This is a genomic window from Phycicoccus sonneratiae, from assembly GCF_016887965.1.
Taxonomy (GTDB): domain Bacteria; phylum Actinomycetota; class Actinomycetes; order Actinomycetales; family Dermatophilaceae; genus Phycicoccus; species Phycicoccus sonneratiae.
This window is the reverse complement of sequence record NZ_JAFDVD010000008.1, coordinates 126,237-141,003: the sequence shown is the minus strand read 5'-3', so window position 1 is coordinate 141,003 and position 14,767 is coordinate 126,237. Positions and strand designations below refer to the sequence as shown.

General features: G+C 75.5%; 15 protein-coding genes. 12 read left to right on the top strand and 3 right to left on the bottom strand.

Annotated elements, in window-relative coordinates; translation table 11 throughout:
- The first annotated feature begins 18 nt into the window (after positions 1 to 18).
- The 5 genes from JQN70_RS07910 (at position 19) to JQN70_RS07890 (ending at position 5,576) form a co-directional block, all read left to right on the top strand.
- Positions 19 to 648, top strand: a complete 630-nt coding sequence (locus tag JQN70_RS07910) for a superantigen-like protein SSL4 (RefSeq protein ID WP_204130781.1) — start codon at positions 19 to 21, stop codon at positions 646 to 648.
- 38 nt (positions 649 to 686) lie between these two features.
- Positions 687 to 1,550 carry a DegV family protein gene (locus JQN70_RS07905; RefSeq protein WP_204130780.1) on the top strand — a complete coding sequence of 288 codons (864 nt, stop codon included), beginning with the start codon at positions 687 to 689 and terminating at the stop codon, positions 1,548 to 1,550.
- A 4-nt stretch (positions 1,551 to 1,554) separates the two neighbouring features.
- Complete coding sequence (locus JQN70_RS07900; protein WP_204130779.1) at positions 1,555 to 2,157, top strand: glycerol-3-phosphate acyltransferase; 603 nt, start codon at positions 1,555 to 1,557, stop codon at positions 2,155 to 2,157.
- Between the two features lie 117 nt (positions 2,158 to 2,274).
- Positions 2,275 to 3,189: a ComEA family DNA-binding protein gene (locus tag JQN70_RS07895; protein ID WP_204130778.1), complete on the top strand. Its 915-nt coding sequence runs from the start codon at positions 2,275 to 2,277 to the stop codon at positions 3,187 to 3,189.
- A complete protein-coding gene (locus JQN70_RS07890) occupies positions 3,186 to 5,576 on the top strand; it encodes a ComEC/Rec2 family competence protein (protein WP_204130777.1) in 2,391 nt (796 codons plus the stop codon). The genes JQN70_RS07895 and JQN70_RS07890 overlap by 4 nt, the downstream gene beginning before the upstream one ends.
- Positions 5,577 to 5,586: 10 nt before the next feature.
- On the opposite strand, the gene JQN70_RS07885 is transcribed toward JQN70_RS07890, so the two are convergent.
- The gene (locus JQN70_RS07885; protein ID WP_204130776.1) at positions 5,587 to 6,540 is read right to left on the bottom strand and encodes a LysR family transcriptional regulator; all 954 of its coding nucleotides are present in this window, start codon (positions 6,538 to 6,540) and stop codon (positions 5,587 to 5,589) included.
- An 82-nt stretch (positions 6,541 to 6,622) separates the two neighbouring features.
- Between JQN70_RS07885 and JQN70_RS07880 the strand changes: the two genes are divergently transcribed.
- Both JQN70_RS07880 and JQN70_RS07875 read left to right on the top strand, forming a co-directional pair.
- Positions 6,623 to 7,585: an NAD-dependent protein deacetylase gene (locus tag JQN70_RS07880; protein WP_204130775.1), complete on the top strand. Its 963-nt coding sequence runs from the start codon at positions 6,623 to 6,625 to the stop codon at positions 7,583 to 7,585.
- Positions 7,582 to 8,088, top strand: a complete 507-nt coding sequence (locus JQN70_RS07875) for a GNAT family N-acetyltransferase (RefSeq protein ID WP_204130774.1) — start codon at positions 7,582 to 7,584, stop codon at positions 8,086 to 8,088. The genes JQN70_RS07880 and JQN70_RS07875 overlap by 4 nt, the downstream gene beginning before the upstream one ends.
- A gap of 3 nt (positions 8,089 to 8,091) precedes the next feature.
- Here JQN70_RS07875 and JQN70_RS07870 read toward each other — a convergent pair whose 3' ends face one another.
- Positions 8,092 to 9,291, bottom strand: coding sequence for a RimK family alpha-L-glutamate ligase (locus JQN70_RS07870; RefSeq protein WP_204130773.1), 1,200 nt, complete (start codon positions 9,289 to 9,291; stop codon positions 8,092 to 8,094).
- A gap of 26 nt (positions 9,292 to 9,317) precedes the next feature.
- Between JQN70_RS07870 and JQN70_RS07865 the strand changes: the two genes are divergently transcribed.
- Together JQN70_RS07865 and JQN70_RS07860 are read left to right on the top strand one after the other, a co-directional pair.
- Entirely contained in the window at positions 9,318 to 9,794 is a 477-nt protein-coding gene (locus tag JQN70_RS07865) for an ATP-dependent zinc protease family protein (protein WP_204130772.1), read from the top strand.
- A complete protein-coding gene (locus JQN70_RS07860; RefSeq protein ID WP_204130771.1) occupies positions 9,794 to 10,756 on the top strand; it encodes a succinylglutamate desuccinylase/aspartoacylase family protein in 963 nt (320 codons plus the stop codon). Before JQN70_RS07865 ends, JQN70_RS07860 begins: the two co-directional genes overlap by 1 nt.
- A 12-nt stretch (positions 10,757 to 10,768) precedes the next feature.
- On the opposite strand, the gene lexA is transcribed toward JQN70_RS07860, so the two are convergent.
- A complete protein-coding gene (gene lexA, locus JQN70_RS07855; RefSeq protein ID WP_239111244.1) occupies positions 10,769 to 11,482 on the bottom strand; it encodes a transcriptional repressor LexA in 714 nt (237 codons plus the stop codon).
- A gap of 249 nt (positions 11,483 to 11,731) precedes the next feature.
- Between lexA and JQN70_RS07850 the strand changes: the two genes are divergently transcribed.
- The 3 genes from JQN70_RS07850 (at position 11,732) to JQN70_RS07840 (ending at position 14,755) form a co-directional block, all read left to right on the top strand.
- Entirely contained in the window at positions 11,732 to 12,112 is a 381-nt protein-coding gene (locus JQN70_RS07850; RefSeq protein WP_204130770.1) for a LysM peptidoglycan-binding domain-containing protein, read from the top strand.
- A gap of 943 nt (positions 12,113 to 13,055) precedes the next feature.
- The gene (abmR, locus tag JQN70_RS07845; RefSeq protein ID WP_304622399.1) at positions 13,056 to 13,721 is read left to right on the top strand and encodes an ATP-binding transcription factor AbmR; all 666 of its coding nucleotides are present in this window, start codon (positions 13,056 to 13,058) and stop codon (positions 13,719 to 13,721) included.
- 62 nt (positions 13,722 to 13,783) lie between these two features.
- Entirely contained in the window at positions 13,784 to 14,755 is a 972-nt protein-coding gene (locus tag JQN70_RS07840; RefSeq protein ID WP_204130769.1) for a quinone oxidoreductase family protein, read from the top strand.
- The last annotated feature ends 12 nt before the right edge of the window (positions 14,756 to 14,767 follow it).

Genomic DNA, 14,767 nt, shown 5'->3' with positions numbered 1-14,767 from the left:
AGGCAGGGGAGAGGACGCATGAACCGGAGTCGTGGCGCGCTCCTCGGCCTGGTGCTGGGGTGGCTCGCGGTCGTGGCCGTCGTCGGCGGGCTGACCTTCGCGGTCGTCTCCCGGGCCGGCAGCGAGGTCGGCCAGGCCTCGGCCCTGCGCACCGTCGCCACGGGGCCGCGGGCGTCCTCGACGGCGCCCGCCCCGTCGGCCTCGCCGTCCGAGCCCGACGACGACCCCTCGCCCACCGGCACCCCGACCTCGGACGACCCCGCGCCGTCGCGCACCGGCCGTCCCACCAGCCCGAGCGACCCGTCGACGCCCTCCGGGGGCGGCACCTCCCGTCCGACGACGCCGACGACCACCGCTCCGGCCACGACGACGCGCACGCGGTCCTTCACGACCGAGGGCGGCACCGTCGTCGCCTCGTGCACCGGCTCGCGCATCGGCATCGAGTCCATCACCGTGCGCGACGGCTGGCGCTTCGAGGACGAGCGCGAGTCCCGCAAGGTCGAGATCCACTTCTCGCGCAGCGGTTCCGAGCGTGAGGACGAGGCGGTCACGCGCGGGACCACCGAAGGCGCCACCGCCGAGGACGAGGGCGAGGTCGAGATCGTGCTCGTCTGCTCCGGCGGGGTCCCGACCCGCGGCGACGACTAGAGCGGGTCGACGGGGCACGCGGCCACTAGCCTGCGGGGGTGAGCACCGCCCTCGTCACCGACTCGACCGCCTACCTGCCGGCCGACGCGCTCGAGGGGCTCCCGGTCCACGTCGTGCCGCTGCACGTCGTCATCGGCGGGCGCGAGCACCGCGAGGGACTCGACGTCGGCGCCGACGAGGTGGCCTCGGCGCTCCACGCGTTCACCCCCGTCTCGACCTCCCGTCCGGCGCCCGCCGCCTTCCTCGAGGCGTACCGGGCGGCCGCCGGCGCGGGGGCCGACGCGGTCGTGTCGGTGCACATCTCCGGCGAGCTCTCGAGCACCGTCGGCGGTGCCGAGCTCGCCGCCGCGGACTCCCCGGTGCCGGTCACCATCGTCGACTCCCGCGCGCTCGGGATGGTCATGGGGCACGCCGTCCTCGCGGGCGCGCGGCGCGCGCGGGACGGCGGGTCGACCGAGGAGGTCGCCGAGCTCGTGCGGGCGACCTGCGCCGGCGCCACGGTCGTCTTCTACGTCGACACCCTCGAGTACCTCCGCCGCGGCGGGCGGATCGGGCGGGCGGGGGCGCTCGTCGGGTCGGCGCTGGCCATCAAGCCGATCCTCGGGCTGCGGGACGGGCAGATCGTCCCCCTCGAGCGGGTGCGCACCTCGAGCCGGGCCATCGCCCGCATCGAGGAGATCGGCGTCGAGGCGGCCGAGGCGGCGCTCGACGCGGGGTCGCCGGCGGTCGACGTCGCGGTGCACCACCTCGACTCGCGCGAGCGGGCCGACCGCCTCGCCGAACGGCTCGGCAGCCGGCTGCCGGGGTCGCGCGTCGACGTCGTCGAGCTCGGGGCCGTCGTCGGTGCCCACGTCGGCCCGGGGACCCTCGCCGTCGCCGTCGTCCCGAGGCCGGCCGGCTGAGCCGATGGTCCTCGTCCTGGCCCTCGAGGTCGCCGCGGTCGCGGTCGTCTCGTTCCTCGTCGGTGCGGTGAACCCGGCGACCCTCGTCGCCCGCGCGCTCGGCCGCGACCTGCGGGTGTCCGGGTCGGGCAACCCCGGCGCGACCAACGCCGGCCGGGTGCTGGGCCGCAGGTGGGGGGTCCTCGTCCTGCTCCTCGACGTCGCCAAGGCCTACCTGCCGACGGTGCTCGTCCTGCGCTCGGTCGGGCTCCTCGCGGCGCTCGTCGCCGGGCTGGCCGTCGTGCTCGGGCACGTCTACAGCCCGTTCCTGCGCGGGCGCGGGGGCAAGGGGGTCGCCTGCGCGCTCGGGGCCATCCTCGCCGTCGTGCCGCTCGTCGGGCTCGTGGCGGTGGTCGTGTTCGGGGTGGCGGTCGCGCTCGTGCGGTACATCGGGGAGGCCTCGGTCGTCGTGACGCTGGCCCTCGTCGTCATCGGGGTGCTCGGGCTGGTCGGGGTGCTGCCGTGGGTCGAGCCGCTCGTCGGTGCGTGGCTCGTCGTCCTCGCGCTGCTCGTCCTCTCGCGGCACCGGCGCAACGTCGTCGCCTGGTGGGCCCGGCGCCGGACCTGACGTCGGGGCGGCGCCCGGTGGCGGGGCGTCGTCCACAGGGGCGGGGTCGGAGGGTGCTCGTCCACAGATCGCCGGCGGGCCGGTCCGGCCGGGACGGTCGCTGCCTAGCGTCGGGCCATGCGCGAGCGACCCGACCCCGGCGCCCTCTCCCCGAGGGCCCTGGCCTGGCTGCGGGGTGGTCGTCCCGAGGCCCACGTGCCCGCCGAGGTCGCGCGGCGGGCGGCCGACGGATGGGTGCCGCAGGCCCCGGAGACGAGTCGCCACGCCGGGACGTCGACGCCGCGGGTGCGCCTGCCGTCGGCGCTGGCCGGGGCCCGGTGGCAGCCCGGCCGGGCGGCGGTGCTCGGCGTGGTGCTCGTCGCGGTCGTCGCCGCGCTCGTCCTCGGGCTGCGGGTCGCGTGGGCGGGCTCCGACGACGGCGACGTCGTCGCCCCCGGTGGCGGAGCACGCGCCGGTCCGAGCGGGGTGTCCGCGGGGGCCGTGGGGGTCGGGGTGCCCGGTGGTGCGCCGTCGCTGGTGCCGGGTGACGGACCCTCGGCGTCGCCGTCACCCTCGTCGTCGACCGGTACCCCGGCCGGGTCCGTGACCGTGCTCGTCGTCCACGTCGTCGGGCAGGTCCGCCGTCCCGGGCTGCAGCGCCTCCCGCCGGGCTCGCGGGTGTCCGACGCCGTGGACGCGGCCGGCGGCGCCACGAAGGCCGCCGACCTGTCGGCGCTCAACCTCGCCCGGTTGCTCGTCGACGGCGAGCAGGTGAGGGTCCCGAAGCCCGGCGAGGTGGTCACGGGTGGGGCGGGCGCCGCCGGGGGAGGAGGGTCGGGCGGGGGTGCATCGGCGGGTGGTGCCGCGGTGTCGCTGAGCACCGCCGACGTCACCGCCCTCGACGGGCTGCCCGGCATCGGGCCGGTCCTCGCCCAGCGGATCGTCGACTGGCGCACCGAGCACGGGCGGTTCACCAGCGTCGACGAGCTCGCCGAGGTCTCCGGCATCGGCGAGAAGGTGCTCGCCCAGCTGCGACCCCTCGTCGTGCCGTGAGGGGGGTCGGACCGTCGACGGCCGAGGCCGGCGACCTCCGGCTGCTCGCGCCGGCCGTCGTGGCCTGGGCGTTCGCCGCGGCGACGCTCGGGTGCGGTTGGGGCACGAGGGTTCTCGTGACGGTCGCTGCCGCGCTGCTCACGCTCGCGGTGGGGCTCGCCGCCCGGTCAGGGATGCGGTCGGGACGCCGTGGCGCACGGTGGTTGCCGGCGCTCCGCGGCCCGATGGCCCTGTGCGTCGTGCTCCTCGCGCTGCTCGAGGTGGCGGCCGTCGCCCACGGGATGGTGCGCGAACGCGGCGGTGTCCGCGAGCTCGCCGACGGTCGGGCCGTCGTCGTCGCCGAGGTCGTCCTCACCGGCGACCCGATCGCCGTCGCGTCGCGCGACGGCGACCCCCGCGTCCTGCGGACGGGCACCGTCCACGCCCTCACCGGTCGGGGCCGCACGCGCGCGGCGTCGGCGCCGGTGCTGCTCACCGGCGGCCCCGACCTCGCGGGGCCGTCGTGGCGCTCGACCGTCGTCGTCCGCGGCCGTCTCGGGCCGCTCGAGGCCGCCGACGACCGGGTGGCCACGCTCGCCGTCACCGGGCCGGTCCGCGTGCTCGCGCCGCCGGGGGTCGTGGCCCGCGGGGCCGAGCGGCTGCGCGCCGGGCTGCGGGCGGCCGTCGACCACGCCCCCGCCGACGCCCGCGGCCTGCTGCCGGGCTTCGTCATCGGCGACACCAGCCGCACCCCGCCCGACCTCACCGAGGCGATGCTCGCGACCGGGATGACCCACCTGACGGCCGTCAGCGGTTCGAACGTGGCGGTGGTCGTCGGGATGGTCCTCGGGCTCTGCGCGGTGCTCGGCGTTCCACGGCGGGCCCGGCCGTGGCTGGCCGGCCTCGCCCTCGCCGGGTTCGTCGTCCTGGCCCGCCCGGAGCCGAGCGTGGTCCGGGCCGCGGCGATGGGTGCCATCGGGCTGCTCGGCCTCTCCCGGTCCCGTCGGTCCGCCGGCCTGCCCGTGCTCGGGGGAGCCGTCGTGCTCGTCCTCGTCCTCGACCCCTGGCTGGCCCGCTCGTACGGCTTCGCCCTCTCGACGCTGGCCACCCTCGGGCTGCTGCTCTTCACCCGGCCGTGGGGCGAGGCGGTCGGGGCCCGGCTGCCGCCGCGGCTCGCCCCGCTCGGGCCGGCGCTCGCCGTCCCCGTCGCGGCGCAGGCGATGACGGCGCCGGTCGTCGTGCTGCTCCAGGGGTCGGTCAGCGTCGTCGGCGTGCTCGCCAACCTGCTCGCCGCACCCCTCGTGCCGGTGGCGACGGTTGCCGGGGTGTCCGCCGCGCTCGTCTCGCCCGTCTGGGCGCGCGGCGCCGAGCTCGTGGCCTGGGTCGGCGTGGTGCCCACCACCGTCATCGCGCGCGTGGCCCGGGTCTTCGCCGAGGTGCCGGGCGGCACGCTGCCCTGGCCCGACGGCCCGCCCGGCGCGCTGCTGCTCGCCGGGCTCGTCGTGGCCGTCCTCCTCACCGGGCGGGCCCTCGTCGCCGGGGTCGGCCGGCACCCGGTCGTCGCGTTCGGGGTGGTGGCCCTCGTCGGGGCGCTGCTCCTGCCCACCCGGGTGCTCACCTGGCCGCCGGACGGCTGGCGGGTCGTCGTCTGCGACGTCGGGCAGGGCGACGCCGTCGTCGTGCGCAGCGGCCCGGGGCACGCCGTCCTCGTCGACACCGGGCCCGACCCGCCGCTCGTCGACGGCTGCCTCGACCGGCTCGGGGTCGAGGTCCTCGACGCCGTCGTCCTCACCCACTTCCACGCCGACCACGTCGACGGCCTCGCCGGTGCCTTCCCGGGCCGGGAGGTGCGCCAGGTCCTCGTCTGCCCGGTGCGCGAGCCGGAGGTCGCCGCGGCGGCCGTCGACCGCCTGGCCCGCGCCCACGGCGTGCCCGTCGCCGCGCTGCACGCCGGCGACCGCCTGACGGTCGGCGAGCTCGACGCCGTCGTCTGGAGCCCGTGGCGGCGGATCGGGGAGGGGTCGGTGCCCAACAACGCCAGCGTCGTCCTCGCCGTGCGCACCGGCGACGTCGACGCGCTGCTCCTCGGCGACGTCGAGCGCGAGGCCGCCCACGACCTCCTGCTCCGGATCCGCCGCGACCCCGGGCTCTCGGCGGCCGCCCGCGGCTTCGAGCTGGTCAAGACCCCGCACCACGGCAGCGCGAACCTCGACGAGGGGCTCATGGCGGCGGTGCGCGCCCCGGTCGGGGTGGTCAGCGTGGGGCGCGACAACGACTACGGCCACCCCACCCCGAAGCACCTCGCCCTGCTCCGCGGGCTCGGGTACGCGGTCTACCGCACCGACCAGCGCGGCGACGTCGCGCTCGTCGAGCACGAGGGAGCGGTGCGGGTCGTCACCACCCGGTGAGCACCCGGGCTCAGATCGAGAAGGTCGGCTCCGGCAGCCGGGTCGTCGGCGCCGTCGACTGCGACGACGCGCTCTCGATGAGGGCGTCGAGCGTGGCCCGGACCGCCGGCACCCGGCCGAGGTCCGGCGTCGTCACGGCCGTGATGGTGCGGCGCGAGGCGGGCTCCATCGGCAGGGCGACGACGTCGGAGTGGTGCACGGTGCGCAGGATGAGGTCGGGGATGAGCGCGACGCCGAGCCCCTCGGAGACCAGGCCCATGACGGCGACGTAGTCCTCGGTCTCGTACGCGACGTCCGGCCGGAACCCCGCAGCGTCGGCGAGCTGCACGAGGTGGCCCCGGCAGCGCGGGCAGCCGGCGATCCACGGGTCGGCGGCGAGGTCGCCGAGGTGCACCGTGCCCTGCTCGGCGACGGCGTGCTGCCGCGGCACCGCCAGCCGCACCTCGTCGTCGAGCAGCGGGGTGATCTCGAACGCGTCGAGGTCCTCCTCGCCCCGGGCGACGTCGGTGCCCTCGTAGGCGAAGGCGATCGCCAGGTCGCACTCGCCGGCCTTGAGCGCGGCGAGGCTCTCGGGCGGCTCGGCCTCGGTGAAGGTGATGCTCACGTCGGGGAAGCGCTGCTTGACGAGCGAGAGCGCCCGCGGGACGAGCGTGGCCGACGCCGACGGGAAGGCCATGAGCCGCACCCGCCCGCTGCGGAGGCCGGCGATCGCCGCGACCTCCTCCTCGGCGGCGTCGAGCGCGGCGAGCACCGGCCCGGCGTGGCGGGCGAGGACGAGACCGGCCTCGGTGAGCCGCACGTTGCGCCCGATCCGCTCGACGAGCACCGTGCCCGTGCGCTGCTCGAGCCGGCGGACCATCTGCGAGATCGCGGGCTGGGTGTAGCCGAGGGAGGCGGCGGCGGCCGTGAAGCTCCCCTCGTCGGCGATGGCGCGCATCACGCGCAGTCCGGCGGCGTCGATCATGACCTCATCCTATAAGCCGGTGTTATCGACGCCGCCGACCTCGCAACACCGCGTCATCCGAGCGCCGGGTGATACTGGCTCCATGCCGGACGCCGCCACCCCACCCGCGCTGCCGGCCGCGCGCGACCGGGTGGGCGTCACCCCCGAGTGGGCCACCCGCACGCTGCCCGCCGAGACCCGCGACCCCGCGGCCGTCGGCCGGCTCGCCGCCCTCCTGCGCGACCACCCCGGCGCCCTCGTCCTCAGCGGTGCCGGGATGTCCACCGACTCCGGCATCCCCGACTACCGCGGCCGCGACGGCACCCGCCGGGTGATGCCCATGCAGCACGGCGAGTTCTGCGCCTCCACCGAGAACCGGCGGACGTACTGGGCGCGCTCGTTCGTCGGCTGGCAGCGGTTCAGCCGCGCCGAGCCCAACGCCGGGCACCGGGCGGTCGCGGCCCTCCAGCGCACCGGAACCCTCGGCCCGATCGTCACCCAGAACGTCGACGGCCTCCACCAGGCCGCCGGGAGCCCCTCGGTCACCGAGCTGCACGGCACGCTCGCCGACGTCGTCTGCCTCACCTGCGGCGACCGCACCGACCGCGAGCTCCTCCAGGCCCGGATGGTGCAGGCCAACCCCGGCTTCGAGGAGCGGGTTCGCGGCGCGGCCCCGGACGGGTCCCGGGTGAGCAGCCAGATCCGCCCCGACGGCGACGTCGTCCTGCCCGACGACGCCGTCGCCGGCTTCCGCCTGCCGCTCTGCCTCGTCTGCGGCGCCGACACCCTCAAGCCCGACGTCGTCTTCTTCGGCGGCTCGGTGCCCCGCGAGCGGGTCGAGGCCTGCTTCGCCCTCACCGACGCCGCACCGGCGCTGCTCGTCCTCGGCTCCTCGCTCGCGGTGATGTCCGGCCTGCGCTTCGTCCGGCACGCGGCCCGGCGCGGCATCCCCGTCGTCGCCGTCACCCGCGGACCCACCCGGGGCGACGAGCACATGACCCTGCGCGTCGACGCCCCGCTCGCCCCCACCCTGCAGCGGCTGCTCGCCGGTGAGGACGCCGCGTGAACCACCTCGAGATCCGTTCTGCCACACCGCAGGACCTACCCGGGATGACGCGCATCTACAACGACGCCGTCGACCACACCGTCGCCACCTTCGACGTCGAGCGCCGCGGCGACGACCACTACGCCGAGCGGCTCGGGTCCACCCGGCCCGGCGACCACGTGCTCGTCGCCGTCGACGCGGCGGGCGCGGTGCACGGCTACGCGTTCAGCGGCACGTACCGCCCGCGCGCCGCCTACGACGGCACCCGCGAGGTGTCGGTGTACCTCGCCGAGGACGCGCGGGGGCAGGGCCTCGGCCGACGGCTCTACGACGAGCTGCTCGCCCGGGTCGACGCCGACGGCGTGCACACCTGCCTGGCCGTCATCGCGCAGCCGAACGCGGCCAGCGAGGCGCTGCACCGGGCCACGGGCTTCGAGCCGGTCGGCACGCTGCGCGAGGTCGGCCACAAGTTCGGCCACTGGGTCGACACCGCGTTCTGGCAGCGGATGCGCCCGGACGCCTGAGCCTCACTCGGGACGCGGGTCGTGGATCGGCTCCTTGGGCAGCCTCTTGACCTTGCGCGAGCGGCGCCGGCGGTTCGGGATCATCGAGCGCATCTCCTCGAGCTTGCCGAAGCACAGCAGCCGGTCGCCGGACTCGAGCAGGTGGTTCCCGTTCGGGTTCGGGATGACGGTGGTGCCCCGGTGCAGGGTCAGGGCGGTGATGTCTCGCTCGCGAAGACCGCTGTCGGCCAACGACTTCCCCACGAGCTCGGACGCCTCGTGCACGGCGATCTCGGCGACGCCGTAGCCGGTCGAGACCGTCAGCCGCTGGCGCACGTCGATCTCGGGGAAGGCGACCTGGTTGTCGACGTAGTCGATGATGGCGCCCGCGACGTCGAGCTTGGTCGCCGTCTCGATGCCCTCGAGGCCGGGGGAGGAGTTGACCTCCATCACCTGCGGCCCGTCGATCCCCTCGAGCATGTCGACCCCGGCGAAGCGCAGCCCCATGATCTGCGCGGAGCGCACCGCGGCGCGCTCGAAGGCCGGGTCGAGCTCGACCGGCTCGACCGACCCGCCACGGTGCACGTTGGACCGGAACTCGTCGCCCTTGGCCACCCGTCGCATCGCCGCGACCACCCGGTCGCCGACGACGAGCGCCCGGATGTCGCGGCCCTTGCTCTCCTTGACGAACCGCTGGATGAGCACGTTCTGCTTCGTCGACTGCAGCGTCTCGATGATTGCCTCGGCCACCTTGATCGTCGGCGCGAGGATCACCCCGATGCCCTGCGTGCCCTCGAGCAGCTTGATGACGACCGGCGCCCCGCCGACCCGCTCGATGGCCGGGATGACGTCGGCCCGGTCGCGCACGAAGGTCGTCGGCGGCATCCCGATGTTGTGCCGCGACAGGATCTGCGTGGCGCGCAGCTTGTCCCGGGAGTTCGCGATGCCCCACGAGGTGTTCGGCGTGTACACGTCCATCTGCTCGAACTGCCGCACGACGGCGGTGCCGAAGTAGGTGATGGAGTTGCCGATTCGCGGCAGGATGGCGTCGTACGTCGACAGCGGACGGCCACGGAACTGCAGGTCGGGCTCCTCGCCGGACAGGTCGATGCCGAACCGGAGCGTGTTGAGGACCTTGACCTCGTGACCCCGGTCGAGGGCGGCGGTGCGCAGGCGCTGCGTACTGTACGAGCGAGGCGCGCGGGACAGGATCGCGAGCTTCATGGTTTCCCGGTCGGAGAGGACGGACGGTGACGGACAGCCATTCCTACACCCTCGCAGGATGGCGGGAGTGGGTGAGCCTCCCGGGCATCGGGGTTCCGTGGGTCAAGGCCAAGCTCGACACCGGGGCCCGCTCGTCGGCCCTCCACGCCTTCGACCTCGAGGAGCTCGAGCGCGACGGCGAGCGGTGGGTGCGCTTCAGCGTCCATCCGTGGCAGAGGTCCGACGAGGACGCCGTCGAGGTCGAGCGCCCCGTCCTCGACACCCGCGAGGTGCGCTCGTCCTCCGGCCACGCCGAGGAGCGCCACGTCGTCGCCCTCGACCTCACCCTCATGGGCCGCACGCTGCCGGTCGAGGTGACCCTGGCCCGGCGCGACGAGATGGGCTTCCGGATGCTCGTCGGCCGCGAGGCCCTGCGCCAGGGCTACGCCGTCGACCCCGGGGCGAGCTACCTCGGCGGGCGTCCGCCGCTGCGCCTGCGCCGCCGCAACCGGGGCGCCGGCTGATGGCCCGGTTGCGGCCGTCGTTCGAGATCGGCGCCGTGCGGGTGCGTGCGGGTCGCTCGCAGTCGCTGGCCCTGCCCATCACGCGGCTCGTCACCGGTGCCGACGTCGACCTGCCGGTCCGCGTCGTCCACGGCCGCGAGGAGGGGCCGACGGTCTGGGTCGACGCCGCCATCCACGGCGACGAGGCGGTGGGGGTCGAGGTGGTGCGCCAGGTGCTCGCCGGCCTGGACCCGAAGACGTTGCGCGGCACCGTGATCGCCGTGCCGATCGTCAACGTCCTCGGGTTCATGAACGGCGACCGCTACCTTCCGGACCGGCGTGACCTCAACCGCTCCTTCCCCGGCGCGCCCCGCGGCTCGCTCGCCGGACGCATCGCGCACCTCTTCATGACCCAGGTCGTCGACCAGTGCGAGGTCGGCATCGACCTGCACACCGGCTCGGACCGCCGCACCAACCTCCCGCAGGTGCGCGCCGACCTCGAGGACCCGCGCACCCGGTCGCTGGCCGAGGCCTTCGCCGCACCGGTGATGCTCAACGCCCGGTTGCGCGACGGGTCACTGCGCGCCGCGGCCCGCGAGCGCGGGGCGACCGTGCTGCTCTACGAGGCGGGGGAGGCCTGGCGGATGGATCGCTGGGCCGTCGACGCCGGCGTCCTCGGGGTGCGGAGGGTGCTCGCCGCGCTCGGGATGACCGACCCGGTTGCCGAGGACCCGCCGGAGCCGTCGGCGGTCTCGTTCCGCAGCGGGTGGGTGCGGGCGCGCGGCACGGGGATGCTGCACCTCGAGGTGGCCCTGGGGCAGCGGGTGCACGAGGGGGAGCGGCTCGGCGGCCTCTTCGACTCCTTCGGCAAGCGGGTCCGGCTCGTGCACGCCAACCGGGCGGGCATCGTCGTCGGACGCACCGAGGCGCCGGTCGTCACCTCGGGCGACGCGGTGGTGCACATCGCCGAGGTCGAGGACTGAGGCCGCGCCGCGTCAGACGCGGCGCAGGACGGCCGTGACCTTGCCGAGGATCGTCGCGTGGTCGCCGTCGATCGGCTCGAAGGCCGGGTTGTGCGGCATGAGCCAGACGTGGCCGTCGCGGCGCTTGAAGGTCTTGACGGTGGCCTCGTTGTCGAGCATCGCCGCGACGATGTCGCCGTTGTCGGCGGTCGGCTGCTGGCGCACGACGACCCAGTCGCCGTCGCAGATGGCGGCGTCGACCATCGAGTCGCCGACGACCTTGAGGAGGAAGAGCGAGCCCTCGCCGACGATCTGCTTCGGCAGCGGGAAGACGTCCTCGACGACCTCCTCGGCGGTGATCGGCACGCCGGCGGCGATCTGGCCGAGGACCGGCACGTAGGAGGCCTCGGGGCGCTCGTCGCCGATGCCCGTGACGTCGACGTCGTCCGGCTCCTGGCGCCGGTAGCCGCTGCCCTCGCGGTCGGGGGAGACGACCTCGATGGCGCGCGGGCGGTTGGGGTCGCGGCGCAGGTAGCCCTTGCGCTCGAGCGCGGAGAGCTGGTGGGCGACCGAGCTGGGGGAGGTGAGGCCGACCGCCTCGCCGATCTCGCGCATGCTCGGGGGGTAGCCGTGCCGGTCGACGGCGTTGCGGATGACCTCGAGGACCTTGCGCTGACGGTGCGTCAGCTCGCCCCCGTCGCCGCGGTCGGGCATCTCGTGGATGTCGGCGTTCCTCGGACGTGCCATCACGACCCCTTCGGTGCCGGCAGGCCCGGGTGCGGGCCCGCCTGGTGGTGTTTGTGCAGGTCAGACGGCTTGTCGGTGCTGCCGTGCAGTCTTTCCTGCATGAGGACAGCGTACGGGCGTCGAACAGAGAATTCAAACATTCTTTCGACGCGTGTCTTGTCCGGCTCGAACATCCGTGCTACAACTCGTACAGACGTTCTATCGAACACCGGTTCGACGGCCGCCCTCGCGGCCGGGATGGAGGACATGATGAGCGCGATCGCGTGGGAGCACCCCGCCGTCCGGCCCGAGGCGCCGCGGCGACCCCGTCTCGTCGTCCTCGAGGGCGGTGGCGAGGGCGTTGAGCCCGAGGCCGGCCTGCGCCTCACCGCCCGCGGGCGGCTCGTCCTCCTCGTCCTCGCCGCGGCCGTCCTCGCCGGCGTCCTCGGGATCCGCGTCACGGGTGCAGCCGGGGCCGGCGAGCCGGCGCACACCATCACGGTCACGCCGGGGCAGACGCTGTCCGAGATCGCGGCCGCCGAGCTGCCGGGGATGTCGGTCGACCACGGCATCGTCGCCATCCAGGTCGCCAACAAGCTGAGCACCGCGCGCATCAGCGCCGGCCAGCACCTCGTCATCCCCCAGGGCTGACCCCCACGCTTCCCGCGGCCGTGCAGGGCGGCCGCGGGACCATCCGTCCGAGTCCCTCGACCCGGCTCAGGACGCCGGAGGGCGTCGTCTCCCGTGCAGGAGAGGCGACGCCCTCTGTGCTGTCCACCCCCGGCTCTCCCGGAGCGGGTGCCGTCACGTCGGACGCCCCACCGAGCGTGGGTTTCTGGCGGTCGCCGAGGGCGGTTCGGCGACCCTTGACGTCCCATGCACCTCATCCGTCGCCGACCCTCGGCCGAACGGACGAGCACCCATCCACCGACCTGTCACGATCGGCCGCTGACCGGACCGGGGAGCGGCGTGGGAGGTTCCCGAGCCCCTGCGCCACGACGAGACTTCCCGGCATGCGGAACCGTCGGCGGAGCTCCTACCGCGCCACCCACCACCCGGTCGTCCAGTGCGGCGGCCAGGGTCGGTGGCTCTGGTCGTGCGGATGCGGCGCCCGCGGGTTTGCACCCTCCGGTGGCTGGCACGGAGCCTTCACGGCGGCGCTCGTGCACCAGAGCCTCAGTCCGGGGGAGTAGGCGTGCGGCCCGGGGATACACAGAGGGTCCCCGGGTCGCACTCCCCGTCCGGACCGCTTCGGCGGGCCCGACGGGGCCAGTCGGCGCGGGACCGTCGCCGGCAGGGAGGTAGCGGTCCCGCGTCGCACGGGTCGCAGGCCGGCCCTCATCCGTGGCTCTCCGACCGCGGCGGGTGAGGGCGGCCGACCTTTCCTGGGTCCCCGCGCCGCAGCTCTGGTCACCAGCCGGCGTCCGAGCACCGCTCCGCCGGCCCGCGTCACCCCGCTCTCTCGACCGGCGTCGAGCCCCGCCTCCGCCGTCGCGCCCCCACCGTCACCTCGGCCCGCACGGCTCGGGAACAGCGCACTGGACGTCCGCGTTCTGCAATGGTGTAATCACGTAATACCTGCAAGGAGAACACCATGAGAACGCGACACGACACCCCCGACCTCACCCCCGGCGCCCCACGCCGCGGTCCCCGCGCGGGCTTCGGCCCACACCGCGGCCCGCGCGGCATGCGTCCCGGCCCCGGCGGTGGCCCGGGCGGACGCCGGGGCCGTGGCCCCGGCCGCCCCGGCGGCTGGCAGCAGGGCGACCTGCCGAACGCCGACGACGCCGCGAAGTGGTTTGCCGGGCGCCTGCCCGACGGCTGGTTCGACCACGTCGACGTCACCGTCGACCGCGAGGAGATCACCGTCGTCGGCGCCCTCGCCGGCGTCGAGGCCGGCACCGACGCCGCCGAGGCCGAGGGCCGGATCTCCCGCTTCCGTGCCGAGACCCGCGAGCAGCGGATGGCCGTCGCCGACGAGGCCCAGGCCCGCTACGGCCGCACCGTCTCGTGGGGTGCGCGGGTCGGCGACACGACCGCCCTGTTCACCCACCTCGCCGTCCCGGTGATGACCCGCCTGCGCCAGCCCGAGCGCACGGTCCTCGACACCCTCGTCGACGCCGGTGTGGCCCGCTCCCGCAGCGACGCCCTCGCCTGGTGCGTCCGGCTCGTCGGCGACCACGCCGAGTCCTGGCTCGGGGAGCTGCGCGAGGCGATGACCGAGGTCGACAAGCTGCGCGCCAAGGGCCCGGAGCTCTGAGGCCGGACCCCTGACCCGGGAGCCCTGTCCACGGCGGCCCTCGTCCCACTAAGTTCAGCGGGATGAGGGCCGCCGTCACGTCGCGCTACGGACCCCCGGAGGTCGTGCGGGTCGAGGAGGTCCCGGACCCCGTGCCGGGCCCGGCCGACCTCCTCGTCCGGGTCCACTGGAGCACCGTCAACCGCACCGACTGCGCCTACCGCACCGCGAGCCCGTGGTTCATCCGCTCGGTGGCCGGCTGGCGCGGGCCCCGGCACCCGGTCGGCGGCACCGAGCTCGCCGGCGTCGTCGAGGCCGTCGGCGCCGACGTCGGCCGCTTCGCCCCCGGCGACCGGGTCTTCGCGTACGTGGAGGGGCGGTTCGGGGCCCACGCCGAGCTCGCCCTCGTCGCGGCGTCCGCGATGGTCGCCCGGGTGCCCGACGGCGTCGACCTCGCGAGCGCCGCGGCGGCGACCGAGGGCGGCCACTACGCCTGGTCCTTCGTCCGGCGCTGCGGGCTTCGGTCCGGGCAGTCCGTCCTCGTGCACGGCGCCACCGGGGCCATCGGCTCGGCGGCCGTGCAGCTGCTCGTCGACGCCGGGATGCGCGTCACGGCGACCGCCCCCACGGCGCACCTCGACCTCGTCGCCGGCCTGGGACCCGAGCGCGTCGTCGACTGGCAGCGCGAGCCCCTGAGCGCCGCCGGAGGCCCGTTCGACGCCGTCCTCGACACGGTCGGCACGAGCACCTTCGCGCAGTGCCGCCCGCTGCTCGCCCCGGGCGGGGTCTACTCGTCCTCCGAGCTAGGCCCGCTCGGGCAGAACGTCCCCCTCGCGGCGATCGGCCTCGCGCAGAAGGGCCGACGCGTCGTCTTCCCCGTGCCGTTCGCGGACGCCGAGATGACCGAGTACCTCCGGTCGCGCCTCGAGAGCGGCGCCTTCCGGCCGGTGCTCGACCGGACCTACGTCCTCGACGACGTCGTCGACGCGTACCGGTACGCCGGCTCGGGGCAGAAGGTCGGCACGGTGCTCCTCGAGCTGGCCGGCGGCGACTGAGCCCCCGACACA